At 50.1% G+C, this 26641-nt stretch carries 25 protein-coding genes; 9 read left to right on the top strand and 16 right to left on the bottom strand.

Going from position 1 to position 26641, the window contains the following annotated elements; translation table 11 throughout:
- The first annotated feature begins 1 nt into the window (after position 1).
- Positions 2–1102: an acyltransferase family protein gene (locus ACFSW8_RS07200; RefSeq protein ID WP_377090914.1), complete on the top strand. Its 1101-nt coding sequence runs from the start codon at positions 2–4 to the stop codon at positions 1100–1102.
- Between the two features lie 74 nt (positions 1103–1176).
- Positions 1177–3099, top strand: a complete 1923-nt coding sequence (locus tag ACFSW8_RS07195; protein WP_377090915.1) for a fructose-bisphosphatase class III — start codon at positions 1177–1179, stop codon at positions 3097–3099.
- A gap of 3 nt (positions 3100–3102) precedes the next feature.
- On the opposite strand, the gene mnmE is transcribed toward ACFSW8_RS07195, so the two are convergent.
- From mnmE to rpsM, 6 genes are all read right to left on the bottom strand, one after another.
- Entirely contained in the window at positions 3103–4452 is a 1350-nt protein-coding gene (gene mnmE, locus ACFSW8_RS07190; protein ID WP_377090916.1) for a tRNA uridine-5-carboxymethylaminomethyl(34) synthesis GTPase MnmE, read from the bottom strand.
- Positions 4453–5550 (bottom strand): histidinol-phosphate transaminase, encoded by a 1098-nt coding sequence (gene hisC, locus ACFSW8_RS07185; RefSeq protein ID WP_377090917.1) that lies wholly within the window; start codon positions 5548–5550, stop codon positions 4453–4455.
- A gap of 78 nt (positions 5551–5628) precedes the next feature.
- Positions 5629–6162, bottom strand: coding sequence for a hypothetical protein (locus tag ACFSW8_RS07180; protein WP_377177822.1), 534 nt, complete (start codon positions 6160–6162; stop codon positions 5629–5631).
- A gap of 79 nt (positions 6163–6241) precedes the next feature.
- Entirely contained in the window at positions 6242–6853 is a 612-nt protein-coding gene (rpsD, locus tag ACFSW8_RS07175) for a 30S ribosomal protein S4 (protein WP_377090919.1), read from the bottom strand.
- Positions 6854–6881: 28 nt separating this feature from the next.
- A complete protein-coding gene (rpsK, locus tag ACFSW8_RS07170; protein WP_377090920.1) occupies positions 6882–7427 on the bottom strand; it encodes a 30S ribosomal protein S11 in 546 nt (181 codons plus the stop codon).
- 19 nt (positions 7428–7446) lie between these two features.
- The gene (rpsM, locus tag ACFSW8_RS07165) at positions 7447–7815 is read right to left on the bottom strand and encodes a 30S ribosomal protein S13 (RefSeq protein ID WP_377090921.1); all 369 of its coding nucleotides are present in this window, start codon (positions 7813–7815) and stop codon (positions 7447–7449) included.
- Positions 7816–7967: 152 nt separating this feature from the next.
- Between rpsM and ACFSW8_RS07160 the strand changes: the two genes are divergently transcribed.
- A complete protein-coding gene (locus ACFSW8_RS07160) occupies positions 7968–8537 on the top strand; it encodes a 5-formyltetrahydrofolate cyclo-ligase (protein ID WP_377090923.1) in 570 nt (189 codons plus the stop codon).
- A 92-nt stretch (positions 8538–8629) separates the two neighbouring features.
- Complete coding sequence (argF, locus tag ACFSW8_RS07155; protein ID WP_377090924.1) at positions 8630–9526, top strand: ornithine carbamoyltransferase; 897 nt, start codon at positions 8630–8632, stop codon at positions 9524–9526.
- Positions 9527–9613: 87 nt separating this feature from the next.
- Here argF and ACFSW8_RS07150 read toward each other — a convergent pair whose 3' ends face one another.
- Genes ACFSW8_RS07150 through ACFSW8_RS07140 form a run of 3 tightly spaced genes read right to left on the bottom strand, consistent with a single transcriptional unit; the run spans position 9614 to position 12234 of the window.
- Positions 9614–10201 (bottom strand): hypothetical protein, encoded by a 588-nt coding sequence (locus ACFSW8_RS07150; protein ID WP_377090925.1) that lies wholly within the window; start codon positions 10199–10201, stop codon positions 9614–9616.
- Between the two features lie 33 nt (positions 10202–10234).
- On the bottom strand, positions 10235–10930 hold the full coding sequence (locus tag ACFSW8_RS07145; RefSeq protein WP_377090926.1) for a pseudouridine synthase: 696 nt from the start codon (positions 10928–10930) through the stop codon (positions 10235–10237).
- A 41-nt stretch (positions 10931–10971) separates the two neighbouring features.
- Complete coding sequence (locus tag ACFSW8_RS07140; RefSeq protein ID WP_377090927.1) at positions 10972–12234, bottom strand: FtsW/RodA/SpoVE family cell cycle protein; 1263 nt, start codon at positions 12232–12234, stop codon at positions 10972–10974.
- 35 nt (positions 12235–12269) lie between these two features.
- Here ACFSW8_RS07140 and ACFSW8_RS07135 point away from each other — a divergent pair, with 35 nt between their 5' ends.
- Both ACFSW8_RS07135 and ffh read left to right on the top strand, forming a co-directional pair.
- On the top strand, positions 12270–13607 hold the full coding sequence (locus ACFSW8_RS07135; protein WP_377177820.1) for a polysaccharide deacetylase family protein: 1338 nt from the start codon (positions 12270–12272) through the stop codon (positions 13605–13607).
- Between the two features lie 68 nt (positions 13608–13675).
- On the top strand, positions 13676–15127 hold the full coding sequence (ffh, locus tag ACFSW8_RS07130; RefSeq protein ID WP_377090929.1) for a signal recognition particle protein: 1452 nt from the start codon (positions 13676–13678) through the stop codon (positions 15125–15127).
- A 147-nt stretch (positions 15128–15274) separates the two neighbouring features.
- Here the strand turns inward: ffh and ACFSW8_RS07125 are convergent, their stop codons facing one another.
- Both ACFSW8_RS07125 and ACFSW8_RS07120 read right to left on the bottom strand, forming a co-directional pair.
- Positions 15275–15838 (bottom strand): TFIIB-type zinc ribbon-containing protein, encoded by a 564-nt coding sequence (locus tag ACFSW8_RS07125; protein WP_377090930.1) that lies wholly within the window; start codon positions 15836–15838, stop codon positions 15275–15277.
- 80 nt (positions 15839–15918) lie between these two features.
- Positions 15919–16548: a hypothetical protein gene (locus ACFSW8_RS07120; protein WP_377090931.1), complete on the bottom strand. Its 630-nt coding sequence runs from the start codon at positions 16546–16548 to the stop codon at positions 15919–15921.
- Between the two features lie 248 nt (positions 16549–16796).
- On the opposite strand from ACFSW8_RS07120, the gene lepA reads away from it, so the two are divergent.
- Together lepA and ACFSW8_RS07110 are read left to right on the top strand one after the other, a co-directional pair.
- Positions 16797–18593, top strand: coding sequence for a translation elongation factor 4 (gene lepA, locus ACFSW8_RS07115; protein WP_377090932.1), 1797 nt, complete (start codon positions 16797–16799; stop codon positions 18591–18593).
- 57 nt (positions 18594–18650) lie between these two features.
- Positions 18651–19331 (top strand): phospholipase D-like domain-containing protein, encoded by a 681-nt coding sequence (locus ACFSW8_RS07110; protein ID WP_377090933.1) that lies wholly within the window; start codon positions 18651–18653, stop codon positions 19329–19331.
- On the opposite strand, the gene ACFSW8_RS07105 is transcribed toward ACFSW8_RS07110, so the two are convergent.
- The gene (locus ACFSW8_RS07105; protein ID WP_377177818.1) at positions 19305–20666 is read right to left on the bottom strand and encodes an AI-2E family transporter; all 1362 of its coding nucleotides are present in this window, start codon (positions 20664–20666) and stop codon (positions 19305–19307) included. The two genes, ACFSW8_RS07110 and ACFSW8_RS07105, sit on opposite strands and share 27 nt — an antisense overlap.
- Before the next feature lie 69 nt (positions 20667–20735).
- On the opposite strand from ACFSW8_RS07105, the gene ACFSW8_RS07100 reads away from it, so the two are divergent.
- A complete protein-coding gene (locus ACFSW8_RS07100) occupies positions 20736–21452 on the top strand; it encodes a glycosyltransferase (RefSeq protein ID WP_377090935.1) in 717 nt (238 codons plus the stop codon).
- A 106-nt stretch (positions 21453–21558) separates the two neighbouring features.
- Here ACFSW8_RS07100 and ACFSW8_RS07095 read toward each other — a convergent pair whose 3' ends face one another.
- The 4 genes from ACFSW8_RS07095 to ACFSW8_RS07080 all read right to left on the bottom strand — a co-directional run bounded on the left by ACFSW8_RS07095 (position 21559) and on the right by ACFSW8_RS07080 (position 26482).
- Entirely contained in the window at positions 21559–22269 is a 711-nt protein-coding gene (locus tag ACFSW8_RS07095; RefSeq protein WP_377090936.1) for a YebC/PmpR family DNA-binding transcriptional regulator, read from the bottom strand.
- Positions 22270–22367: 98 nt separating this feature from the next.
- Positions 22368–23318 (bottom strand): tRNA lysidine(34) synthetase TilS, encoded by a 951-nt coding sequence (tilS, locus tag ACFSW8_RS07090; RefSeq protein WP_377090937.1) that lies wholly within the window; start codon positions 23316–23318, stop codon positions 22368–22370.
- A gap of 139 nt (positions 23319–23457) precedes the next feature.
- Positions 23458–25143 carry a 30S ribosomal protein S1 gene (locus ACFSW8_RS07085; protein WP_377090938.1) on the bottom strand — a complete coding sequence of 562 codons (1686 nt, stop codon included), beginning with the start codon at positions 25141–25143 and terminating at the stop codon, positions 23458–23460.
- A gap of 268 nt (positions 25144–25411) precedes the next feature.
- The gene (locus ACFSW8_RS07080; RefSeq protein ID WP_377091592.1) at positions 25412–26482 is read right to left on the bottom strand and encodes a 6-phosphofructokinase; all 1071 of its coding nucleotides are present in this window, start codon (positions 26480–26482) and stop codon (positions 25412–25414) included.
- Positions 26483–26641 lie beyond the last annotated feature (159 nt).

Raw genomic sequence — 26641 nt, 5'->3', positions numbered from 1 at the left:
AATGCCTCACACCCTCGACACCCGCCGCCACGATCTCGATGCCTTGCGCGCCTGCGCCATGCTGCTTGGTATCGTCCTACACGCGGCCATCGCCTACGCAGGCTTCAACTGGGCTGTCGTTGACCCCTCTCATAACCAATGCTTCGCCTGGCTTTTCTACGGAGTTCATGGATTTCGCATGCAACTCTTCTTCCTCATAAGCGGATACTTCACCTGTATGCTCTATCAAAAGCGTGGATTAAAGGAACTCCTCTTACACCGCCTCAAGCGCATCCTCATCCCACTCCTTATCTTCGCCCCCCTAACCAGCCCGCTCATCAATTACATCCTAACACAAGCATACCAAAAACAAGGAACCGCTGAACTCTTCGCCAGCTTCCACTCCGGAAATATCCTTGCCGACTTCAATTTCCATCACCTCTGGTTCCTCTACTTTCTCTGCTTCTTCGTGCTCGCTTTCAGCCTCATTACCATTTGCCCCAAACCTAACTTTCCCAAGCGCTTCTTAACCTACCCAAGCAACCTCTTCTACATAGTACCCATCACCCTCGTCATCCAATCATTCCTTACCAGAAGCTACCCAACATTTGGCCCTGAATCATCACTCGGACTGATACCCAAACTCCCAGTCCTGCTCTACTACGCCACCTTCTTCTTTTTCGGGTGCCTTCTTTTTCTCCACCCCAAGACACCTGTCGGCCTAAGATGGAAATTACTCACCGTAACAGCTCTACTCTTCCTCTTCCCACTGGGAATGTGGACCGAGTGGTGGAGCTACTATAATGCTCCAAACCTACAAATTCTATCAGACATTCTACAAGTCCTTTTCACCTGGTCCATGGTCTTCGCCTGCATCGGGTTCTTTCAGATATATTGCTCACACCCCTCAAAAGTGATGCGCTACCTATCCGATGCCTCATATTGGCTCTACCTCGCTCACCTTCCTCTCGTCTTCGCAATCCAATTGCTCATCCAAAATTGGCAAATCACCTGCTTTCTTAAATTCCCCATTGTCATTCTCGCCACTCTCGCACCACTCCTGCTGGCATATCATTTCGTTGTTAGAAAGAAACCGCTCGGCAAACTCCTCAACGGAAAATAATCAAAAAACACATTCCCATTTTTAGAACACACATTCCCCTTACATGACTTCACAAATGGCCTTATCACTCCCATATGGAGAAGCTCATTCATCAAATCCTCTCAAAATCTTTTCCCTCCTCCGAGTCAGCAGTCTACGAAATAGCCTCTCTCAAGGCTCAACTCGAACTCCCAAAAGGTGTCACCCATGTCATCTCAGACGTCCACGGTGAAGCCAGAAAACTGCGCCATGTCATTAATAATGCTTCTGGCCGCCTCAGACCTGTCGTCGCCGACCTCTTCAATGGCGATACCAACTCAAAGCCATTCAACGAATTTCTTCACCTCCTCTACTACCCCACTGAACTCCTCCAAATGAAGGCCGAAGAACTCGGTGAGAACCAAGATGCTCGCTTCCATTGGGTACTCGAAAGCCTCACCAAACAATTCGCAATCATCCGCTCAGAAATACGGACAAAACGCCGTAAAGACATCAAGCACTACACCCCCAAACTATTCAGAGAACTCTTCGAAACCCTACTCAACTACCCAGCAGGCGGCCATCATAGCGCATTTCTCGAAGTCACCGTAAAGGAACTCGTAAAGCGTAATATGGATTACCAAGCCCTCCGTGCTGCTTCTAGGTTTATCAGAAATATCACTGTCGAAGAACTCATCGTGGCTGGTGACCTGGGTGATCGCGGAGCTCGTATCGACTGGGTTATCGACTATCTCATTAAACAACCAAATGTCTCAATCGTCTGGGGCAACCATGATGTCAGTTGGATGGGTGCCTGCCTAGGCCAAGAAGCCCTGATCGCAATCGTCCTCAGAGTCTCGCTCAGGTACCGCAGAATGTTCCAGCTCGAAGAAGGCTATGGCATTATCACAAAACCACTCGAACAACTTGCTAACACAATCTATCAGGATGATCCAGCAACCTACTTCAAACCTAAACGCGGTGGCGAAAGAGACGAACTCACCATCGCTAGGATGCAAAAAGCCATCGCCATCATCCAATTCAAACTCGAAGGCCAAATCGTAGATCGCCACCCAGAATGGGACATGGATTCACGCAATATTCTCAAACATATCAATTTCCAAGACCACACAATCACCCTCGATTCCCACACCTACCCCCTGCGCGATACTCACTTCCCAACGATTGATCCATCTGACCCGAACCGTCTCACCCCCGAAGAACAACAATGCCTAGATCGCCTCGTTACTTCATTTGTTAGTTCGTCCCGACTCTGGGAACACATGAAGTGGGTCGTAGAACGTGGCAGCATGGCGGAAGTCCGCGATAAAGCAGTCATCTTCCACGCCTGCCTGGCACTCTCCCCCTCAGGTGATTACCTCCCCATCAACATCGATGGTATTGAACACTCAGGCCCCGACCAATTCGCCGCATTCAATAAAGTCATCAAGCGCGCTTTCCGTAAAGGGTCCTCAGCTGACCAAAATGACAAAGATTGGTTCTACTACCTCTGGGCTGGCCCTCGCTCGCCACTCTTCGGAAAAGACAAAATGGCGACCTTCGAGTCGTATTTCATCGACAATAAGGCCGCACGAAAAGAATCCAGAAACCCATGGTTTGATCGGATTCACAACCCCGCATTCTGTGAAAAAGTATGCCAAGATATGCAGGTCGAAGAGGGTGGACTCATCGTCAACGGACACGTCCCAGTAAAAGTCGAAAATGGCGAAGACCCTATCAAACGCGGTGGAAATGCAGTCACCATCGATGGCGCATTTTCAGAAGCATACGGAGACAAGGGCTTCACACTCATTCTCTCACATACCGGTGACTACCTCGCCCAACACCATGGATTCAAAGACCCAGTCTCCGTCGTCAGAACGGGCGAAGATATCATCCCAACCATGCGCAAAATTAGATCCTACAATAGCCCAAGACTCGTAAAACACACCGAACAAGGGAAAGCCATCCAACAACAAATTAAAGCTCTAGAAGGCCTCGTCACCGCCTACCAAGATGGTCTCCTCAACGAAGATTAAAACCTACTTACCAATACAAAAACTCCCAAAAATCTCCCCGAGAATCTCCTCAGTGTCCACGCGCCCAGCAATCTCACCAATCGCATCTAGCGCTTCCCTCAAGTCGATCGCTGCAAACTCAACCCCCGCTTGCAATTCAAGTGACTCCCTAGCCACATCTAACGACTTAGAAGCTTTCTTCAAACAATCCTGGTGCCGAGCATTGATAGCCATCGCATGCCCCCCCCAACTAGATTCACTCAATAGTAATTCCTCTGAAATCGCATCTGCCAGTGCATCCAAACCGTGATCTTGCCTACAAGAAATCCTTACTCCTCCAGATCCAGCCCAAACATCATCCTGCCCCAGATCTGTCTTGTTTACCACTAACAGGTGGTGCCTACCTCGAATTTGATCTTCACCTAGCAAGCGCTCTCCAGCCTTACTGCCATCCACGACCTCCAAAATCAGGTCAGCCATTTCAATCTGCTTCTCTGAACGTACAATGCCTTGCTGTTCGATTCGATCAGAAGAATCACGCACTCCAGCAGTATCAATCAACCGTACCGGTATTCCTTTCACGTTGATGACCTCTTCCACTGTATCACGAGTGGTCCCCTCAACATCAGAGACTATCGCACGCTCATACCCTAACAAAGCATTGAGCAATGATGATTTCCCCACATTGGGCTCGCCACAAATCACAGTGCGCACACCTTCACGTAAAATCCTCCCCTGCTCTGCTGTCGAGAGCATCTTACCAATACCTTCCTGCACCTCAGCAATTCGCTTCAACATCGCAGCCCCCGTATCTGGGTCGATATCTTCCTCCGGAAAATCAATGTATGCCTCCACGTGGGCTACTACACCCAATAAGCTCTCTCGAAGAGCCTCAGACTGGTCACCCAGCCTACCCTGCAGCTGCTCATGAGCTGCCCGCATCGCCATGTCTGTCTGAGCTGAAATTAAATCCATAATGGCTTCCGCCTGTGTCAGATCTAACTTCCCATTCTCAAATGCCCTCTGGCTAAACTCGCCAGGGTCCGCAGAACGTGCTCCACACTCCAATAGACGCTCAAGCACCCGGCGAGTCACCAAAACACCACCGTGACACGCCAGCTCTACCACATCCTCGCCCGTAAAACTACGAGGTCCTCTAAACACAGTTGCTAACACTTCATCGATAACATCTCCATCACCATTGAGCACCTTGCCAAGAACGGCATAACGCTCGGGTTGAGCTTCGAGCCCGCCCTTACAGCGCAAGGCCTTTGCTGCCATACTAACAGCATCAGGCCCACTCACTCGTATCAACGAAACAGCACCTACTCCAGGCGCACTTGCTATCGCAGCAACTGTGTCCCCAACCTTCATTTAAACTGGAGCTAGTACTTGATCTAATACCTCAAGACAACGTGCGTTTTCCGCTTTTGTCCCAATCGAGATACGTACCCATCCTGGTAATTTATACCCGCGCATTGCACGGACAATCACTCCCTGTTGAAGCATGGCATCAAACACTTTGTCGCCATCCCCCACCTCTACCAGAATAAAATTAGCCACCGAAGGTACGTAGTTCATGCCGCGCTCTTGGAATGCCGCTTCATAGAATGCTAACCCTTCTGCATTATTAGTTACCGTATTTTCCACATGTGCTGTGTCTTCAAGTGAGGCCAATGCAGCCCTCTGTGCTACTTCATTTGTGTTGAATGGCTGACGCGCTTTCTGCAAAATGCCTGCGACTTGCGGCGCCGCTAAACCATAGCCAATCCGCAGCCCAGCCAAGCCATATGCCTTCGAGAAGGTCCTCAAGACCACTACATTGCGCCCCTCACGCACATATTTCAATGTGTCTGGAGCATCTGATAAAAACTCAAAGTACGCTTCGTCAAAGACAACCACCACATGCTCAGGAACACGCTCCATAAAACGAGCGATCTCTTCCTCTCCTACAATAGTTCCTGTTGGGTTGTTAGGATTCGCTATAAATACCAAACGTGTCTTCTCGGTAATTGCATCCGCCATCGCATCCAAATCATGCACGAAGTTCGGATCCGCTACTTCCACGTACCCAGCCCCAAACAGAGTTGCCATCAACTTATACACCACAAATGCATGCTCCGCTGCAATCAACTCAGCTTCCGGATTCAAAAAACAATGGCACAACAACTCAATGATCTCGTTTGATCCATTGCCCAATACCACATTCTCGATACCTAAATCGTATTTCTCAGCTAAGGCCGTGCGCAACTTATAGCCCCCACCGTCAGGATAGATATGCATCTCACCTGCCGCGTTGCGAATAGCATCTAAAGCCATTGGTGCCGGCCCCAAGGGGTTTTCGTTAGAAGCCACCTTCACGATGCTCTCAGGGTCTAACCCCAACTCACGTGCAGTCTCCGTAATCGGCTTACCTGGCTCATAGGCGACCAAATCACAGACAAATTGGTTAGCAAATTGCTGAATACTCATGCGCTGAACCTAGCCGCCATCCTCGTTCGAGCAAGCCCGAATCACTCAGATTTTTCAGCTTCTCACTAGGCCTCCCCACTACCCCACATCACCGCCACCAGCGGAAAATCGCGCAAAAACCAACAAGCTCGTCACCAAGATAGCCAAATCAGATACCTCCTCAACAAACGCCACCTCCAAGTAGGCATCACGGCTCTCAGTCCGATGCCAGATCACGAATTGCTCACCATATCGCACACCTGACTCTAAGTCACCTTCAAGGGCCGCAGCTCCCACTTCTTCCCCTCCGTCCACATCGCGTATTATCGCGTGAACCTCTCCGTCTTCACTGACCAATGGGGCTTCAATAACCACACGATAGGATCCACAAATCAACTCACCCTTGAGATCACTCAGACGCTGCACCTTATCTTGCTTAGGCAAGCTAGCAATACACCTCCCGCCATCTTCCCCCCCGTGAACCCACACCTCACAATCCTTGAAGCCAAAGGAAACAGTAAACCCACCAAAATCCACCTCGTGCGCCGAGGGCCACTTGATCGCCTTCCACCACCGTAATGACCGCCACTTAATTCTCGCTTCTAAGCTATTCACCACACCCCAAGCAAACATGCCTACCACGTTTCAAAAATAAAAAAACGCAAGGCCTCGCGACCTTGCGTTTTCTGTAAATCGTCTTCTCTCTGAGAGATTAACGAGAGTAAAGTTCAACAACGAGCTGAACGTTGACTCCGTGATCGAAATCATCTGGCTCAGGAAGGCGAGCGATGGTACCAACCATCTTCTCACGATCGAGTGTGATCCAATCTTTAAGAGGTACTGCCTGCGTGAGGTCAAGTGCGCGGAGACCGAGTTGCTGAGAAGATGCCTTCTCTGCTACTGCAATCACATCACCTGGCTTACACTGGTAGGATGCGATGTCTGTCTTCACACCGTTCACTGTAACGTGACCGTGGTTCACAAACTGACGTGCTGCAGAACGTGTGTTACCGAAACCAAGACGGTAGCATACGTTGTCGAGACGTGTCTCAAGAAGACGTACAAGTGTGTCACCTGTAATTCCACGCTGACGTACTGCCTCTGCGTAGTACGCGCGGAATTGCTTCTCGAGAACTCCAAATTGGAAACGAAGCTTTTGCTTCTCACCAAGAGCTACTGAGTAGTCAGACTTCTTACGACGACCTGCACGAAGACCGTGCTGACCTGGTGGGAAGTTACGACGCTCAAGTGCCTTGGAAGGTCCGAAGAGAGCTACACCGAATCGGCGGCTGATCTTATCTTTAGGGCCAATATAACGTGCCATAATAAAAAATAGTTAAAGTTAGGTTAAATTAGACGCGACGTGCTTTCTTAGGACGGCAGCCGTTGTGTGGGACTGGTGTCACATCTTTAATTGCTGTGATTTCAAGACCAAGGCCTTGAGCAGCACGAACTGCTGATTCACGACCAGCACCAGGGCCTTTAACGCGAACTTCTACAGTCTTGAGACCGTGAGACATTGCCTGGCGGCATGCATCTTGGGAAACAACCTGAGCAGCATATGCGGTAGACTTACGGGAACCCTTGAAGCCCATCTTACCAGCAGATGACCAACCAATTGCGTTACCATTGAAGTCAGTAACGTTGACAAGAGTGTTGTTGAATGTTGCTGTAACGTGAACGATACCAGCAGTGATGTTCTTGGACTTCTTCGCCTTGTGAATCTTAGTGACTTCTTCTTCGCCACCTGCGATTTCTGCGAAAATGTCGCGCTTCTTCTCTTCCTTCTTAGGAGCTTCTTCTGCTGCTGGTGTTTCAGGAGCTGGAGTCTCTGCAGGAGCTTCTGCTGTTGGTACTACTTCCTCAGTAGCTTCAGTTTCTTTAATTTCTTCAGACATTGTATTTACAGGTCAAAGGTTACTTAGCTACACCCATTGTACGCTTCTTACCCTTACGAGTACGAGCATTGGTCTTAGTGCGCTGGCCACGAACAGGAAGGCCACGCTTATGACGCTGGCCACGGTGACAGTTGATAGAAGTCAAACGCTTAAGCGCTGCTTGCTTCTCACGACGAAGGTCACCTTCAATAAGAATGCTCTCGCTTGTGATTACCGAGGCAATCTTTACGAGTTGTTCTTCTGAGAGCTGACCAGTACGGATGTCTGGATCTACACCTGCCTGCTCAAGGATCTTCTTAGCAGTTGTGCGACCAACACCGTAAATGTATGGAAGAGAAGCTTCGATGCGCTTCTCATTGGGAATTTCGGTTCCGAAAATTCTTGCCATGGTAATCGGTAATTTAGTTGTTAATATGTTTGCTCCGCAGAGTATTATGCGCGTGTTGCGCAAAGCGGGACGGCTCGTTTACCAGAGATTTAGATTCTGGCAAGCGGGAAATGCCCAATCCTCCCCCTTTTCCCTATATTTGACCCACATCCATGGATTTTGACCCGAAACTCGAAAAAAATCGCATCCGCCGAGCCATGCGTGAAGCTCTCAAAGCATTCCCCTCAGACCTCAAAGCTCAGGCCTCACAGCAACTCTGCCAGCAGATCGTTCAATTTACCCAAAAACACCCGAATATCCGCACAATTGCCAGCTTCGCGGCCCTGCCAATGGAACCCGATCTCAGCGCCCTGCACCAATTGCTGCCTCACCACCACCTCGTCTACCCAAAATCTCTCCCAGGCGGCTCGATGACTTTCCACCGCGTTGCCGCCTTCAGCGACCTCAGCCCAGGCCTCTTCGGCATTCTCGAACCCACCGATTCCTCTCCCCATGCCACCCCGCCACAGGAAATCGACCTCTTTCTCTGCCCAGCATACGCATACACGCATTCTGGCCAACGCCTCGGCAAAGGTGGTGGCTACTATGACCGCCTCCTAGAAAACCGTCGCGATGACGCCTTTTTGCTCGGTATCTGCTATGAGCTTCAGCTCCACAACTCACTTCCTGTAGAACCACACGACATTGAGGTCCACAGCGTTCTTAGCGCCCCATCGTCATAAACGCCTCCTCGAGGGGACAGAATTGTCACCCATTCAAGGATTTCAGCATCGACAAGCACCCTAACTCCATGTTTTTCTCCGCGCTCGCTGCTATGAAACATTTACTTTCTATCGAAGAACTCGACGCCCCCACCCTCAATGCTCTGATCGACTCAGCGGTCACTCTCAAAGCAGAGCGTGGTAACCACAGCACCCAACCACTCGCTGGCCAGACTTGGGCCATGATCTTCACAAAATCATCCACCCGCACACGCGTCTCCTTCGAAGTCGGTGTCCGCGAACTCGGTGGTTCCATCATGTTTCTCTCCTCTAACGACATCCAACTCGGCCGCGGTGAGCCCATCAAGGATACCGCTCGCGTACTCGGCCGCATGATTCACGGCTGTATCATCCGCACCTTCGACCAACAAGATGTCGTCGATTTCTCAGATTTCTCAGAAATCCCCACCATCAATGCCCTGACTGACGAAGAACATCCCTGCCAAATCCTCGCAGACCTCCTTACCGTCAAAGAAAAACTCGGTACTTGGGAAGGTAAAAAATGCGTCTTCATCGGCGATGGCGACAACAATATGTCACGTTCGTGGATCTGGGCTGCTAAATACCTCGGATTTGAACTCGTCGTCGCTGCTCCAGAATCCTGCCAACCACCAAAAGATTGGATGGACAAGGTCAACGCCCCCAATGTCACCCTCACCTCAGATCCAGTCGAAGCGGTCAAAGGTGCCCACGTCATCAACACCGATGTCTGGCTCTCCATGGGCCAAGAAGGACAAGCCGAAAAAGAAGCACTCTTCGGCGACTATCAAGTCAACGCTGAGCTCCTAAGCCATGCTGCTGACGACCACATCGTCCTCCACTGCCTCCCAGCATACCGCGAAAAAGAAATTAGCGAAGCAATCCTCGAGCTACACGCAGACACGATCTTCCAACAAGCTGAAAACCGTCTGCACGCACAAAAAGCTGTCCTCGCTGCCATCGCTCAATAAACCTCACAAACACATTTCCCAAACTAATGCCCAAGTGACCCACACTTGGGCATTTTTTATTCCTCAGCCAACTACCCACATCCCCCTCTACTCTTCCACCTTCACCTCAGAGATCGTCTGAGCACGCTGCCCCTCGACCACCTCCGTAGCGTGGTAATCAAGATAGGCTTTCTCTAAATGGGCATAGAGATCTGCAATCGTCTGCTTTTTGCTCACGCGGTATTCCACCATCTCTTTGTGTGTCGTCACCGGGTAAGATTTAATCACAGCATTCACCCTCTGCCCTTTATCTCCCAATGCCGCAGCTTGCACATCACTCAGACGTTCTGTGAAATTCTCAACCGTGTCATTGAGATAGCCACTCGGGCTGTTGCGTGGTTCCACATGATAAATCCTTACCAAATTGCGCGACTTCAGTGATATCGTCAGCTCACGCACATAAGCAGCATTATCCACCGCATATTCCTGAAGCCCAAACGTCTCCACATCCGCCAAAGAGACAAATGCAACCTGCTGGTCAATCGTTGCCTTCCAAAATAAAGTGCGTACCTTCCCAGTAATCGTCCGATGACTCGGACCATTCAGTGTCTTCTCCTGACCAATGATAACCTGAGCTTGGGATACCCCTGCTAATCCCAACAAAACTACTAATAACACGCGTATAGGTACTGACATGTCCTGAGGGCTAGCACGAACTTTGTGATAGATCTACTTCAAAAAGCTCTCAATGTCCTCCGCGTCAAGTGCATAGAATTCACCAGGCTCTAAATCACCTAAAGTCACCTGACCGATCGATTCGCGCTTTAGTGTTACCACTTTATTGCCGATCGCTCCGAACATCCGCTTTACCTGGTGGTACTTGCCCTCCGTCAAAGTCAAGCGTCCCTCACGCTCACCCAACAACTCCAATCGAGCTGGCAAAGTTGCTTTGTCCTCACCACGTAACATCAACCCCTCTGCAAAAATTTCCACAACCTCCTCGTCAATCGGATCAGCCAAGCCCACATGGTACACCTTCTCACATGAAAATTTCGGTGAGGTCACACGATGGCTCCACTTCCCATCACTCGTGAGCAACACCAACCCTGTCGTATCTTTATCCAATCGCCCCGCCACATGCAATTCCTTGTGTGTATACCCATCAACAAGATCAATGACCGTGTCATCCTCTTCCTCAGCTCCTGTCGACGATAAAACACCCTCAGGCTTGTAAAGAGCCAAATACACTTCGCCAGATTCCTCAATCAATTGCCCATGCACCTTGATGACGTCCTTCTCAGACACCTTCTTTCCCTGGTCCCGAACCACCTCCCCATTGACCCGTACCTGACCAGACTTAATGGCCGCTTTCGCTAATGTGCGTGTCGCATCTGAGTGCGTGGCTATGAATTTATCAAGGCGCATGGCTGAACGCTAGGCGTAGATCCCAAGAATTCAAGCCTCCACTACAACGCTTCTCCACGTTGCGTCCCCTCATTCGGGTTCGACCTATCCTCACCACGGCGCTTCCCAATCACCAAACTCCGCCCCCGCCTCGATAATTTTATCGGCTTTGTCATGTCCTCTGGCAGCACCTCATTCCGATGCACCCACACACTCTGCACCATCCCCAACATAAACATACACATCACCAAAAATGTCCCTGAATACGATACCAGTGGCAACGGAATCCCCGTGATCGGCATGATCCGAATATGCATGCCAATATTCTCAAAAATATGCGCAAAAAATAATGCCACCACAGCACACGCAATCACCTGCCCAGATAAATCTCGGCTGTAATAAGAAATAAATAATGCCTGAATCAATAACACCCCATACACAGCCACTAATACCAAGCTGCCGCGAAAACCTTGTTCCTCGGCGATCACAGCAAAAATGAAATCATTGTGAGCCGTCTTCCAAGGAATGTACTTTTTATCGTGAATCGACCCCTTGTTAGCATCAGCTAAATGCCCCACACCCTTCCATCCAGCCTTGCCTACCGCCATCCCAATATAATGCGGTGCATAGGCATCTCCCTGAATATCTACTTCCCGTTGGTTTAGCATATCAAGGTAGAGCTCAATCCGCTTTGTCCCACGCTCTGACTGGGTCGGTAATACGATGAAAAATAACGGAGGAATCATCGCCAAACCAATTAATACAATGAAGCTCAGGTACCGAAACGGAATCCCACCAGTCAACATAATCACCCCCACAACAGGTAACCACACCAAGGCCGACCCCATGTCTCCCATCTTCGCAACCATCGCAAAGGGCACCAAAGACATCACCGCTATCATCCCCACCTTCACAATCGGTAAACCCAAAAGTGGATGCACCCTCGGCATCTGCTGCAGCATCATCGCCATGCTGATAAAACCAGCCACCACCATAAACTGTGCTGGCTGAAAACTCACCCCCGCAAAATTCAATTGGTGTACCTCATTGTCTACAAACATCGCCGCCACCATCAGCCCCAAGCCCCCCAAATACATCGGTAATGCCAAGTACTTGATCCAACGGTAATCCACCAATGCCGTCACAATGTACACCACTCCCCCAATCATCGCCCACATCTTCTGCCGGTCCGCATAATACTCCCCCCCCTGTGGCAAATGCCGCGCCGCACTCTCAATCGAAAATATCCCAAAGACTATCAGCCCCACCATCGTGAGCACTAACACCCAGTTCATTCCCAAAAATTTGCGCAATAGTGGAGTCATCGTCCCGAAATCCTACGCACGATAGTACCCCACCCTTGCATAGCAAGCATTGTTCGCAGAACTTCAAACTCAGCTCATATCAGGATTTACAAGCCACCCTCGCAGCTTACAGTAGACCCATCTTGAAGACCACCTCATTGCTAGCTACATTGCTTACCTGCGCGCTCACTTGGGCCCTTCAGGCGCAAGCTCCACTCACCGCTGACGACTCCCAAAAAGCAGTCGCGGACGCAGTGAACCCACCCACGCTTGTCCAAACGACCAAAGACACCTCACTCGTCAGTGTGCTCGGCTACCACGAATTTACCGAGGACCAAGAAGCTACCGAAATGCGCTTGCCCACCGATAAGTTCCGCAAGCAAATGCAAGCTCTCAAAGACCTGAAATACACAGTCATCAGCCTAGAAGAATTCCTCGCTTGGAAAAATGGCACTCTCAAACTCCCTGAGAGAAGCGTCCTCATCACGATCGATGATGGCTGGAAATCAGTCTACACCCACGCCTTCCCGATACTCAAAGAATTCGAATACCCCTTCACCCTCTTCCTCTATAAGAATTATGTCGACGGCGGCGGTAAAGCCCTCAGCTCCGACATGATTAAAGAAATGATGCAACACGGAGCAAGCATCGGCTCACATTCTGTCTCACACCCCTACCCGAGTACCGTCAAAAAAAATATCAAACTCGGCACCGAGGCCTACTCCGCCTTCCTCAACACCGAGTTCGGCGAATCAAAATCCTTCTTAGAAGACAAATTTGACAAATCCATTGAAACTTACGCCTACCCCGGTGGCTTCCACACCCCCGAGATGTTCGACATCGCAAAGCAAAAAGGCTACGCCTGCCTCTTCACCGTCCTCCCCGGTAAAGTCTCAAAAACCTCCGAAAATATGACCCTGCCCCGATACATCATCCTCGGCACTCACGATTCAATTTTTGAAAATGCTACCCGCTTCCCCGCCACCGCAAATAGCACCGCTAGCCTCGGCGCCATCGTCCAATCCACCCCATTTCCCGTCACCCCTACCGCCGGCTCCACCATCTCAAATCGCATGCCAACCATCTCAGTCGATTTCTCCTCGCTCGATAATATCGACCCCGACTCCGTCGTCATGCGCGTCAGTGGCTTCGGGAAAGTTCCTCTCAGCATTCAGCCCAATCGCAAAATTTTCTCTTGGAAAGTCAACCGACGTCTGCGCAAACCTACCTGCGACATCACTGTGAGTTGGAAATTGCTCGATGCCGATACCTATGAGAAGCCCATGCGCTGGACCTTTATCGTAGATCGCAATGCTGCCTATATCCCCACCACAGCCCCATCACTACCAAAGGCAAAAACTCCAGACACTGAGCCAACTATCAGCTCAGAATAATCCTTTCCCAACTATCTAATTACAACACCTAACAAGCTCAACATTCCCCCACACCGAGACCACTCACTATGTTTAACTCACTCTCAGACTCACTCGAAAACGCCTTCAAAAACCTCCGTGGTGATGGCAAAATCTCTGAAAAAAATATCAGTGATGCCCTTCGCGAAGTGCGCCTTGCGTTGTTAGAAGCCGACGTCGACTTCACTGTCGCCAAAAAATTTATCGCCAACGTCAAAGAACAAGCACTTGGTGAAAAAGTCCTCAAGTCAGTCAAGCCGAGCGAACAAATCGTAAAAATTTTCCATGACGAGCTCACAACTCTTCTTGGCGGTGATAACGAACCACTCGACCTTACGCCGCCAGCACGCATCATGATGGTCGGTCTGAACGGTGCCGGTAAAACAACCACGTCCGCCAAGCTCGCAGCTAGACTCAAAAAAGAAGGCAGACGCCCATTACTTGTAGCATGCGACCTCTATCGACCCGCTGCTATCGACCAGCTCGCCACCCTCGCCAAACAGATCGACGTTCCAGTCTACACACCAGATCCATCCGAAACTGATCTCGTGAAGGTAGCCAAAGATGCCCTCAAATGGGCCGATGGCCAAAATGGCACCCTGATGATCTTCGATACCGCTGGCCGACAAGAAATTGATGAGAAACTCATCGGAGAACTTAAAGAACTACACCAGTTCCTTAGCCCCAAAGAAACCTTGCTCGTGGCTGATGCCGCCACTGGCCAACAGGCGGTCTCAGTCGCTAGCCACTTCGATGAAGCTGTCGGTATCACAGGTATCGTCCTCACCAAGCTCGACGGTGACGCCCGAGGCGGCGCCGCCCTCTCCATGCGTACAATCACCGGCAAACCCATCAAATACGCTGGTGAAGGTGAGAAAATTGAAGACTTCACCGAGTTCCACCCAGAACGCATGGCCGGACGCATTCTCGACATGGGCGACATCGTCTCAATGGTCGAACATGTTGCCGACAAAATTGACGAAAAAGAGGCCCTCAAGGCAGCAGAACGTATGGGCTCAGGACAGTTCGACTTCAATGACTTCCTCAGCCAAATGAAGATGATCCGCTCGCTCGGACCACTCGACGGACTCCTCAACATGCTTCCTGGTATGAAGAAGCTCAAAAAGCAACTTCCTTCAGATGCTCTCAATACCGACAAAATGAAGCACATGGAGGCCATCGTCCTCTCCATGACCCCAAAAGAGCGTGCTCGCCCCGAAATCATCAAAGGCACCCGCCGCAAACGCATTGCCATGGGCTCCGGCACCTCAGTCCTCGAAGTCAACCGCTTGCTCAAACAATTTGGAGAAATGCGTAAGATGATGCGCTCCAAAGGAAAAATGAAGCAAATGATGAAACAAATGGGTGGCATGGAAGGAATGAACGATATGCTCGGCGGCATGGGTGGCAATGACCTCAACATGGACGACCTCGATATGAGCAAACTCGGCGACCTCGGCAAAAAACTCGGAGGTGGCAAAGGCGGCAAGTTCCCCTTCTAAGCACGCGCCGCTCACAATCGCACTCTCAGGCCTCCCCCTCATGGTGGAGGCCTTCTTTTTTACATAGTACATCCGCTCTACGCGGCCGCGGCAACCACACCTGACTCCGCTCTACGCGGCCACGGCAACCACACCTGACTAGCTATATCACTCTTGCGTACCCTGCGCACCTTGCTCAGAGCGCCCCAGATACGCGACCGCAAATTCCCGATACGGGTGTCCCTCAAGTAAACCTTTAATCTCATCCAGCTTCTCCAACAGATCATGCTCGAAGCGCTCCTCCATCAACTCTTTCCGAGTTACCAACCCTTGAGCATCACGTATCGCTTTCTGCCAAGGAGCTGTGAATATCAAATGGATCTCATCGTGAAACTGCCGCTCTTTGAGCGCCTCCCACTCGCCAGCGTCGAGCCATACTCCTCCAGTCATCGATCGATCAATGCTAAATGGAAACCCGTGACCCACCTTGTAACGTAACATAATCGTGCCCGATTCAGGACACACCTTAGCCCCCTGACTCCCCTCGATCTGAGGTACTGGCCCCGTAGCAGCAGGTAAATGGGCAAGCCGTTCGGGCTGCTGTCGCAACCACTCCCAATAAGCCTGGGGTGAAATGTAATAACCCTTACTTTTGGGACATTGGTGCGCAACCAAACCGTCCTCTAACTCCACCTCGACTAAATCTATATTGCTGACGACAGGGCTCTTCATAAGCATTTCCTAGCAAATGCGCCATGAAACCCAACTCTCAAGTCATCACCTCACAGAGGTCATCAAGATGACCTTCCACGTCACTGCTTCCCCTTGAGTATCGCAACCACCTTAGGGTCAATCGTCACACGCCCCAACTTTTGTTGATTCGTATGGGCTCCCTGCAGAATACTCAGTGCGTCATACCGCTTTCCACCACCAGAATAATCCATCGTCATCGTCGCTCGGTTAATCTTGTTAATGGCGGTATGTGGAGGAATCCTCTCCGGCGGCACCCAAACCGATCGATACGTCGTCACTGGCACCACATTGCCCTGCCCGTCAGAAATGTAATCCACAACTGGGACATCATCCCAATACCCTGGAATCACACGCTCAGGAAAATTACTCTCTTCAATATCAATCTGCGTGCTTGGCCCCTTGCTGTAATAGCCCATCTGACCATCCAGCACAGCAAGCTCAGCTGCACGCACCGTAACAAAATAGGCACACGCATTAGCATCTGGCTCGTTGTAGCCCGTAAATTGAACCTTATGCCCACCTCCTGAGAGGCGTGTGTCACTATAGCCCCCCCACTTCCCAGATGTTCCCTGCCACGGTTTCTTGGGAACTGCTGTCTGAGCCTGGTAAAACCTCTGAGCCGGTGAACAGGAACTCGCCCAAACAACTCCCATTCCAGCCAATGCCATTGCTGCCGATTTCCATTTCATCACCTGAAATTCATACCAACATTTTAGCGCAGAGCGAGAGAATCTATCAGATCTTTCACAAACCCCAAACGCTTCCCACCACCCTCCTCACACCAAGCCATTCGTCCCCAATCGCATAAATCATCGGAATCACGCACTTTTTGCTGTAAAATACCCGCAACTTGGATTCTCTTTCGTCCACAAGAATCCTGCCGAGCTAGTCACCCAACCTGCATCGGCAAACAAACGCATCTGAGATCATACCTACCATGTCCATCGAGCTCACACGTAACTTTTCGATCATCGCACATATCGACCACGGCAAAACCACGCTCTCCGACCGACTCCTTGAATTCACCAAGACGATCACCGAGCGCGAGCAGCAAGATCAGCTACTCGATGCTATGGACCTCGAGAGAGAGCGCGGGATTACTATCAAATCCCACCCAGTGAGCATGTACTACAAAGCTAAAGACGGGAAACGCTACCAGCTCAACTTGCTGGATACCCCAGGACACGTTGATTTCTCCTACGAGGTCTCCCGCTCACTTGCCGCCTGTGAAGGCGCCATACTCATCGTCGATGCCGCCCAAGGCGTCGAAGCTCAAACCATGGCAAACCTCCACCTCGCTAACGAGCAAGAGCTGCAAATCGTTCCCGTTATCAACAAAATTGACCTCCCTTCTGCAGACCTCCCCAAGGTCCATAAGCAACTCGAAGACATTATTTGCATTCCAGCTGAGGAAGCCATTCCCGCATCCGCAAAAGCAGGCATCGGCATCGAAGACATCCTCGAAGCCATCGTTGAGCGCATCCCTGCTCCAGATCAACCAGAAGACGAACTCCTCCGCGCTTCCGTCTTTGACTCGGTCTACGACAACTTCCGAGGTGTCGTATCCTATGTTCGCGTCATGTCAGGTAAAATGAAACGCGGCACACGTATCAAGTTTTTCCACACTCCAAACACCTACGAAATTAAAGAAGTCGGTGTCTTCACCCCAGCAATGACCAAGCGCGATGAACTCGTCGCTGGTGACGTTGGCTACGTGATCGCAAACATGAAGTCCGCCAATGAGGTGAAAATCGGCGACACCATGACCGAGTCCAAGAACCCATGCCCAGAAGCACTTCCTGGCTTCAAAGAAATCCAACCCATGGTTTTCGCAGGCATCTACCCAGTCGACACCTCCGACTATGAGGCTCTCAAAGTCGCGGTTGCAAAACTCCAAATCAACGATGCGGCTTTCTCCTTCATGTCCGAATCTTCCGCAGCCCTCGGCTTCGGCTTCCGCTGTGGTTTCCTCGGACTCCTCCACATGGAAATCATCCAAGAACGCCTGCGCCGCGAGTTCAACATGGACATCATTTCCACCTACCCATCGGTAATTTACGAGGTCACTCAGACCGATGGTGAGGAAATCATTGTCGATAACCCATGCATGCTTCCTGACTCACAAGCGATCCAAGAAATCCGCGAACCAATGGTGCGAGTCTACATCATGACACCAGGTGATTACATCGGTGACCTCATGAAGCTTATTATGGAGAAACGTGGTGACATGGAAAATACCGAGACCATCGATGACCTCCGTGTCATGCTCACCTGCCGCATGCCCCTCGCCGAAATCCTCGTCGACTTCAACGACCGCCTTAAATCCATGACGCGCGGCTATGGCTCCATGGACTACGAACACGATGGCTACCGCGCCGCCAAAATGGTTAAAATGGACATCCTCATCGCTGGTGAACCAGTAGATGCTTTTGCAACCATCGTACACCGTGAAAAAGCGGAACACTACGGTCGCCAACTCTGTGAGCGCCTCAAGACTGTCATCCCTCAACAACTCTTCGTCGTCGCTATCCAGGCTGCCATCGGTGGTAAGATTATCGCCCGTGAATCGATCTCCGCCATGCGCAAAAATGTCACCGCAAAATGCTACGGCGGTGATATCTCGCGTAAGCGTAAACTCCTCGAAAAGCAGAAAAAAGGTAAAGCGAAGATGAAGGCCATCGGTAAAGTCAATATCCCTCAAGACGCCTTTATCCGAGTCCTCAAAAACGACTAACAGTGATCCGCGTAGCGCACCCTGCCTACTATCAGATAAAACCTAATACTTAAATCATTGAACAACGTTCAATACTTAGAACAAGTCCTCGCAGATTCCCTGGAGGACTTTTCCATTTCACGCTCAGAGCGCAAAGAGCTGAAAGACCTCCTCGCTACGATTCAAGGAAACGTCGCCGAGCAAGCAAAGGTCAGACAACTCGCTTTTCGCCTCTGTACAAAATCCATCGGTGAGATTGGTGAGCTCGCCGCCATGGACTGGCTCCAGTCAGTCATCAAGCTGCTCTATTCAAAGGAAGCTGAAATCAAAGCATCCGCATTTTTCTCGCCAGGCGACGACTGCCTCCATCGGATCAAACGCTTCATCCGTGAAGCCCAACACTCGCTCGACATCTGCGTTTTCACCATCACCGATAATCGAATCGTCGAAGAAATTATCGCCAGCCACAAACGTGGCGTCGCCATACGTATCATCTCAGATAACGATAAATCTGAAGACCTCGGCTCAGACTTTGACTACCTTATCGATCAAGGTGTCAATTGCCGCTGCGACAACACTGAGGCTCACATGCACCACAAGTTCGCTATCTCCGACAGCAATAAGCTCCTCAACGGCAGCTACAATTGGACGCGCTCAGCTGCTGCTGAAAATAATGAAAATGTCACGGTTACCAACCACAAACAACTTGTGCGCCAATTCCAACAGGAGTTCCTAAGACTCTGGGAACATATGGGATAACTTAGTGGTGTCCTCCGAGAGCTTCTGACGCTTCTCCTCAGCCTCATGGGACTGAGCTACAGCATCCATGAGGATTTGCTCGTCACTCGCCCCAACAGCATTGCGATCTTCCTTACTTATCGCTACTGCGATCCATCGGAAATCCGCGCTATTGTCCATAGCTACCTTCACCAGCATTGTCAGTGGCACCGCCAACAACATCCCAATAGGTCCCCATATCCACCCCCAGAAAATCACCGAAATCACTACCACCAAGGTCGAAATACCAAACCTTCTCCCTAACAAAGTCGGCTCCAAAAAGTTGCCTAGCAAGCCATTGATCAACAAATACCCACCTCCCACTACTACCGCATGCTTCCAATCCCCAGTAACCAACAAGGAAAGCAATACAGGCGGAATCCCCGCAATTACTGAGCCAATTGCAGGAATGTAGTTAAGCGCAAAAGCCAAGATCCCCCATAGCAGCGGAAATTCTAAGCCCACTGCCCAACACAAAACCCCAGCCAAAAAGCCAGTCATTAAACTCACCAAAGTCTTAATTCCCAAATACCGTTGGATGTCCTTGGTCGCACTCAGCATGCGTTGAATGTTCGGTCCGCGGGCCTCGCAAATAGCATTAAACCTCCGCCCAAACATCCGTGCCTCACTTAACATAAACACCGTCAATAACATCACAATGAATGTTGTCCCCAAAAACGATACCAACTTGCCTAAAAAGTCAGTCCCCAACTGAACCACCTTGTTCACACTCAGGTACTTCAGTAATTCCTCAGTCAAAATCTCTAAGCCAGGCCGTGTCGCCTGCCCCACAGCTGGATTCGTCGCCGCCTCAATACCCTCAGATACTGCAATCTCACTCTCAGATAGGTCCTCTTCTACAATCGCTCTCGGAATCCCTCCCGCTCCACTATCCTCCCCACCATCAATAGCTTCACCCTCTGCAGACTCTCCACTGATACTCAACATCCCCCACTTATCCATAAATGCCGAGGTGTTGTCCGCCAACTGCGTAACCCGGTCTTTCGTTAAATCATAATACTTACTCTCCCACTTCGTCTGTAACTCACCAATCAACATGATACCTAACAGCACCACCCCCGCTAAAAAGGCAAAATCCACCAAAACCGTGATAAACACAGCTAAGGCCCTCGGCACCCGATGCTCACGTAACCAATGCGTGATTGGAAAACTGACCGTCGCGATAAAAAACGCCAGTAATACAGGTACAACAAAGTCCGCAGAAGCCTTGGCTCCCGCGATCACTAAAACTAAGCTCGCCAAGACGATCAAAATCTTTGACGCCTCCGCAGCCTTTGGTTTTGACTTCTGCCCCATAGTTGAATGTACCAAAATAGTGGTAACAGCGCGAGACTACGCTAGTTTGCCGCAAACAACAATCGATTCGTGCGTTTGAACGAAAAAAAATCACAGCCTATCAGACTCAGCATTATAGTGCCCATCCACCACGAAGGCTCTAACCTCTTCGACTTTCTAAAACAGAACGAGTTCCATGAAGCCGATGAAATCATTATCGTAGATTCTTCCTACTCTCCCGAACTTGAGAAGTTTTGCAACACCTTCAACAAACTGACATACTCCGTAGCAAACGCCGCGAACCGCGCCATACAAATGAATCAAGGGGCCAATCTAGCCACTTGCGATGGCCTACTCTTTCTTCACGCCGACACCCACCTACCAGCTGGCGCCTGCCAAGCCATCAAACGCACACTCCAAAACAACCACCTCTGCGGCTGTTTCAAAAGACACTTTACTCCAAACTCCCCCCTCCTGCGTGTCACTAGTTGGCTGGCATATTGGCGCACCAAAGCTTGCTTCCTCGCCTACGGTGATCAATCCATCTTCATCCAATCCCAACTCTTCCACCAAATCGGAGGCTACCAGCCCCTCCTCCAACTTGAGGACCTAGATCTCTGCATTCGAGCCAAAAAACACACCCGCCCACAGACTCTAAACCTCCCCATCCAAACTAGCGCCCGAAGATTTTCAAAAGCCTGTATCTCACGCTTACTCAAAGACGCCCTCATGAGCTGCGCCTTCACCCTCAGATTATATTCCCCCAGACGATTCCATGCAGACGCCCACGAGAAGCCTCTGCAATAAACTCAAATAATGAAATTAGACCATGCAGCAGCCCCCCACTGCATGGCTATGAAAATGACTCCCCCCTCATGCTTTTAAAGGAGGTGGGAGCTAACATCTTTTATGATTAAGCAATGTTGGTGAAGACATTCTGAACATCGTCATCGTCTTCTAATTTATCGAGTAATACCTCAATCTCAGCAATTTGCTCCTCCGTGAATTCTGCCGCATTATTCGCGATGCGTTCCGGAGTAGCCTTCGTGATCTCTAAGCCCAATTCCTCAACCCCCTTAGACAGTGACCCAAAACTTGTGAACTCACCAAATGCCACCACCTCTTCACCCATATCCTCCATCTCCTCAAGACCGTGATCGATCAACTCTAACTCAATCTCTTCTATGTCCTGCCCCTCTGGTTTCTTGAACTGCACCACAGCCTTGCGAGTAAACATAAATTCTAAGCCACCAGATGGAAGCAAACTCCCACCCGTCTTATTAAAAATCGTTCTCACATTCGTGAATGTACGCGTGTTGTTATCAGTCGCGCACTCCACCCAAATTAACACTCCGTGCGGCCCCTTACCTTCATAATTCACCTCAGTGTAGGAAACGGCATCCTTGGCCGTTGCACGTGCAATCGCCTTATCAATGTTATCCTTAGGCATGTTTTCAGCCTTGGCTGTCGCAATCGCTGCACGAAGCTTGGCATTCACCTCAGGATCTTCTCCACCCTCCTTAGCCGCCACTGTAATGGCCTTACCTAACTTAGGAAAAAGCTTGGACATCTTGTCCCAGCGTTTCTCTTTTGATGCTCTCCGGTATTCAAATGCGCGTCCCATAATATTCTAGATTGAAAATAATTTGTGTGCCCCATTGCTGGAGGTTTAAGCCGGGAATTTCAAGCGTATATACTCCCGATCACCAAATGACTCCCCCATTACTCTTGAATGAAGAGCCTTTGCTCCTTGCGGCGCATCCAACGCCCCCCCGGTAAATTACACTTAGCTCCCACATCCGTATCCTTGAGCGCCACACATCGAGCCACTAAATCACGACTCAAATCCGGCACCCCATGCCGCTTGAGATAATGAAAAATTACCGACTGCTGTAACACAAAGTCCAGCTCTTTAAATGCGGGTAAAAAGATTCTCCCCTGTGGGTCTAGCAACTGATCCATCTCTAACTCTTTAGCTAAAAAATCCCCCTGCTCCCGACTCACCTCAGCTGCTGCATTGATTGATGGCACCACTTCGCGCTGCATAATGTCAACCAACAAGGGCATCACCTCGTGCCGAATCCTGTTGCGCGCTGTAAACGCCTCAGCATTGCTCGCATCCTCACGGTATTCAATCTCATACCTAGCAATGTAATCATCAATCTCAGAACGCCTAATCTCCAATAAAGGCCTCACTAAGCGCATCGATACTCCATCAATGTTCACAATATTCTCAAAGCGTATCCCCTTCAAGCCATTGGAGCCACGTAATAGATTATATAACACCGTCTCAGCTTGATCATCAGCATGGTGGCCTAACAAAACACCCTTAGCTTCATAAGCCACCAGTGCCCTCGCATACACTTCATGCCGAACTTCCCTAGCCACTAACTCTATCCCCTTCTTCTCCGCTTCCATCCTCCCCTTCACATCCACCGCCTCTTGGTAAAATGGAATACCACAACGACCTGCCAATTCCTCAACAAATCGCGCATCAGAATCAGACTCCCCCCCTCGCAGTTGATGGTTCACATGCACCACCACTAAATCGCTAAACCCAGCTCTCACCAATAACTCCATTAGCGCAATCGAGTCCCGCCCGCCTGAAACCCCCACTAACCATCGATCCCTGCGGTCCACTCTCGCCAATAACTTCTGAATTCTCTCTACCATAATCAAACAAGCAAACTTGTATAGTCACTAACAGATACAATAGTTCACACCTCATGAACATAGAAATTTCACACCCTCAAAACAAAAAAGCGCCCTGGGCATCCCCAGAGCGCTTTGCTTTGATTCTTTGTCGAAAGAATTAGTCTTCGGATGGGCTCCACTCTTCGCCAGTTGAGGCGAGGTTGAATGCCTGCTCGAGACCAACCATTTCGCTGGATGGCTTGAGTGTCTCGAAGGACTGAGACTCCTTGCGAAGCTCGTCTTCTGAGTACTCAACTGCCTTGATGGAAAGACCGATACGACGCTCAACTTTGTCCACCTTGATGACGCGTGCTTCAACGTCGTCTCCAACCTTGAGTACGTCCTTGACGCGCTCAACGTGATCCTCAGAAAGCTGAGAAATGTGGATGAGTCCGTCGATGTCGTCCTGAAGGTTAACAAACGCACCGAAGGATGCAATCTTAGCAACCTGACCTTTAACGAGGTCGCCAACCTTGAACTTGTCATCGATGTCAGCCCATGGATCTGTTTCAGCTTGCTTAACACCGAGAGAAACACGCTGGTTCTCTTTATCGATGGAAAGAACAACAGCTTCCACTTCATCACCCTTCTTAAGAACTTCAGATGGGTGGTTGATCTTACGTGTCCATGAAAGATCGGATACGTGGATCATACCGTCAATGCCTTCCTCAAGACCTACGAATGCACCGTATGTTGTGAGGTTACGCACAGCACCTGTGATGCGCTGACCGATTGGGTAGCGAGCTTCGATCGCATCCCATGGGTTCTCTTCGAGCTGACGTACGCCGAGAGAAATCTTCTGCTCTTCGATAGAAATACCGAGAACAACTGCTTCAATCTCCTGACCAAGCTCAAGAACGTCGGATGGACGTGTGATGCGCTTAACCCAAGAAAGCTCAGATACGTGCACAAGTCCTTCAACACCCTTCTCGATTTCGATGAATGCTCCGTATGGAAGAAGCTTAGTAACCTTACCTTTGACGTGCTGGCCAATTGGGTACTTCGCTTCGATGTCAGCCCATGGGTTATCTTGCATCTGCTTGATACCAAGGGAAACACGCTCCTTGTCACGATCAACGTCAAGGATCTGTACTTCAAGTGACTGACCGATGTGAAGCATCTCAGATGGATGAGAAATACGTCCCCATGACATGTCAGTGATGTGAAGAAGTCCGTCCATGCCCTGAAGGTCAACGAACGCACCAAAGTCAGTGATGTTCTTAACAATACCTTCAACCTTGTCACCAACAGCAACAGTTTGAAGGAACTGCTGACGCATTTCAGCACGCTCAGCTTCGATCACCTCACGACGTGAAAGAACGATGTTCTTACGCTCGTCGTTAACCTTAACGATCTTGAATTCAAAAATCTTACCTACGTACTCAGAGAGATCTTTTGGTGGGATGATGTCGACCTGTGAACCAGGAAGGAATGCTTCAACACCAACGTTGACCATAAGGCCACCCTTGACCACGCTCTTGACCTTGCCTTTGACAAGACCACCGTCTTCGTAAACCTTGACGATCTTCTCCCAGTTCTGCTTGTGTGCAGCTTTTTCCTTGGAGAGTACGACCATGCCGTTGTCATCCTCAAGCTTCATGAGGAGAACTTCTACACCATCACCAACTTCGATTTCTTCGTCTTCGAATTCAGCAGATGGAATAGCGCCTTCGGACTTGTAGCCGATGTCCACGAGAACAACTTGTGGACGGATATCGATGATAGTACCATTAACGATGGTACCTTCTTTAAATTCACGGAACTTAGAATCGATAAGCTCCGAGAGTTCAGCATTAATGCTCATTGTTTGTTTTGTTTATGTTATTGATTCAATCTTCCTCCTGAATTGCCCCAGAATGAGTAGCACGGAACCGGGGCTCCAACATCCATGCCACTGGAAGAAGTTGATCAGTTTTCCCTTCGAGAAGGGGCGGGCAATGTAGAAATCCCTCGCCCTATAGCAAGCAGAATAAACAGTTTCAGCCCCAATTTTGACACTTTTTTCAAGAAATCGACGAAATCCACTCGATTTAAGACGCTTCCGTCACAATTCCCCCCCTCTAATCCACCTCTCAGTCTCCAAGACAAATACCAATCGCACGAGCTGTGTTCACCACCTCTCCATCCGGCTCTACCGTCCGCGTTTTGTGCACAGCCTCCTCGATCGTCACGCTGCTCACATGGTAAGCTTGGTAACTCACCATCCTCCCAAATTTCTTCTGATGCGCCAGCTCAACCGCCTTGACACCAAATCGCGCGCCTAGAATCCGGTCCAACGAAGTCGGTTCGCCACCACGCTGTAAATGTCCCAATGTACACGCCCGCGTTTCCTTGCCCGTCAATGTTCCAATGCGCTCTGCAACCACTTCACCAATCCCTCCGAGTCGAATCGAATTGCCACACTCATCCTTCGTAATCAAATCCCCCTCAGGCATCCGCGCACCTTCTGCCACAACAATCATCGTGCTGTGATTACCACGAGCCTCACGTTCGCGAATACACGCCGCTACCTTATCCAAATCAAAATCAATCTCAGGAATGAGCACCACATTCGCACCTCCTGCTATCCCCCCCCACAAGGCAATCCACCCCGCAGACCTCCCCATCACCTCTACCACCATCACACGCTTGTGACTCACAGCCGTCGTATGCAGCCTGTCCAAAGCATCCACCACACAGGAAACCGCGCTGTCGAAACCAAAGGTCATCGCTGTCGCCTGCAAATCATTATCAATAGTCTTTGGGACCCCAATGATTGGCACCCCTGCGTGATACAAATGCAGTGCCGTTCCCAACGATCCATCCCCACCCACCACAATCAATGCCCCAATCTCCAGAGATGCCATCGTCTCCTTCGTCAAATCAACCACCTTGTCCGCAATCTGCTTTAAATCATCACTACCCACTTTTGCCGCAAAATGACTCTTATTGGTTGTCCCTAAAATCGTCCCACCCAGTTTCATGATGCCTACCGTGTCCGCTGGGTCCAGTCGCACATAGTCTCCTGGTGGCAACAAACCTTCAAAACCATCACGAAAGCCAATCACCTCCATCCCTAGTTTTGAAGCCGCTCCCACAACTCCGTGAATCACAGCATTGAGCCCAGGACAGTCCCCTCCGCTGTTCAATATTCCGATGCGCATGCGCGCACCATAGCAAAGCGTTTCCAGATAGCAAAAAAAACTGTCTGACAAATTTTTCAGCCCCCCTCACCCTCGCCAATCCCCCTGCCCATCAAAGATTTCGAGCACTTTTTACCAAGTTATTCACAATACCCTTCCCAGTTCCTCCAAGCCCCGATA

Origin of the sequence: Rubritalea tangerina (assembly GCF_042683245.1) — a bacterium.
Classification (GTDB): Bacteria; Verrucomicrobiota; Verrucomicrobiia; order Verrucomicrobiales; family Akkermansiaceae; genus Rubritalea; species Rubritalea tangerina.
Note: the sequence above shows the minus strand (reverse complement) of the source record. Positions and strands in the feature narration are given on the sequence as shown.

Coding starts and splice junctions, on each gene's coding strand:
- ACFSW8_RS07195 (WP_377090915.1), top strand. CDS start 1,177: ATGGAGAAGCTCATTCATCAAATCCTCTCAAAATCTTTTCCCTCCTCC.
- rpsK (WP_377090920.1), bottom strand. CDS start 7,427: ATGTCTGAAGAAATTAAAGAAACTGAAGCTACTGAGGAAGTAGTACCA.
- ACFSW8_RS07200 (WP_377090914.1), top strand. CDS start 2: ATGCCTCACACCCTCGACACCCGCCGCCACGATCTCGATGCCTTGCGC.
- ACFSW8_RS07150 (WP_377090925.1), bottom strand. CDS start 10,201: ATGTCAGTACCTATACGCGTGTTATTAGTAGTTTTGTTGGGATTAGCA.
- tilS (WP_377090937.1), bottom strand. CDS start 23,318: ATGGTAGAGAGAATTCAGAAGTTATTGGCGAGAGTGGACCGCAGGGAT.
- rpsD (WP_377090919.1), bottom strand. CDS start 6,853: ATGGCACGTTATATTGGCCCTAAAGATAAGATCAGCCGCCGATTCGGT.
- lepA (WP_377090932.1), top strand. CDS start 16,797: ATGTCCATCGAGCTCACACGTAACTTTTCGATCATCGCACATATCGAC.
- mnmE (WP_377090916.1), bottom strand. CDS start 4,452: ATGAAGGTTGGGGACACAGTTGCTGCGATAGCAAGTGCGCCTGGAGTA.
- ACFSW8_RS07085 (WP_377090938.1), bottom strand. CDS start 25,143: ATGAGCATTAATGCTGAACTCTCGGAGCTTATCGATTCTAAGTTCCGT.
- ACFSW8_RS07120 (WP_377090931.1), bottom strand. CDS start 16,548: ATGAAATGGAAATCGGCAGCAATGGCATTGGCTGGAATGGGAGTTGTT.
- ACFSW8_RS07145 (WP_377090926.1), bottom strand. CDS start 10,930: ATGCGCCTTGATAAATTCATAGCCACGCACTCAGATGCGACACGCACA.
- ACFSW8_RS07080 (WP_377091592.1), bottom strand. CDS start 26,482: ATGCGCATCGGAATATTGAACAGCGGAGGGGACTGTCCTGGGCTCAAT.
- ACFSW8_RS07105 (WP_377177818.1), bottom strand. CDS start 20,666: ATGGGGCAGAAGTCAAAACCAAAGGCTGCGGAGGCGTCAAAGATTTTG.
- ACFSW8_RS07160 (WP_377090923.1), top strand. CDS start 7,968: ATGGATTTTGACCCGAAACTCGAAAAAAATCGCATCCGCCGAGCCATG.
- hisC (WP_377090917.1), bottom strand. CDS start 5,550: ATGAGTATTCAGCAATTTGCTAACCAATTTGTCTGTGATTTGGTCGCC.
- argF (WP_377090924.1), top strand. CDS start 8,630: ATGAAACATTTACTTTCTATCGAAGAACTCGACGCCCCCACCCTCAAT.
- ACFSW8_RS07140 (WP_377090927.1), bottom strand. CDS start 12,234: ATGACTCCACTATTGCGCAAATTTTTGGGAATGAACTGGGTGTTAGTG.
- ffh (WP_377090929.1), top strand. CDS start 13,676: ATGTTTAACTCACTCTCAGACTCACTCGAAAACGCCTTCAAAAACCTC.
- rpsM (WP_377090921.1), bottom strand. CDS start 7,815: ATGGCAAGAATTTTCGGAACCGAAATTCCCAATGAGAAGCGCATCGAA.
- ACFSW8_RS07180 (WP_377177822.1), bottom strand. CDS start 6,162: ATGTTTGCTTGGGGTGTGGTGAATAGCTTAGAAGCGAGAATTAAGTGG.
- ACFSW8_RS07095 (WP_377090936.1), bottom strand. CDS start 22,269: ATGGGACGCGCATTTGAATACCGGAGAGCATCAAAAGAGAAACGCTGG.
- ACFSW8_RS07125 (WP_377090930.1), bottom strand. CDS start 15,838: ATGAAGAGCCCTGTCGTCAGCAATATAGATTTAGTCGAGGTGGAGTTA.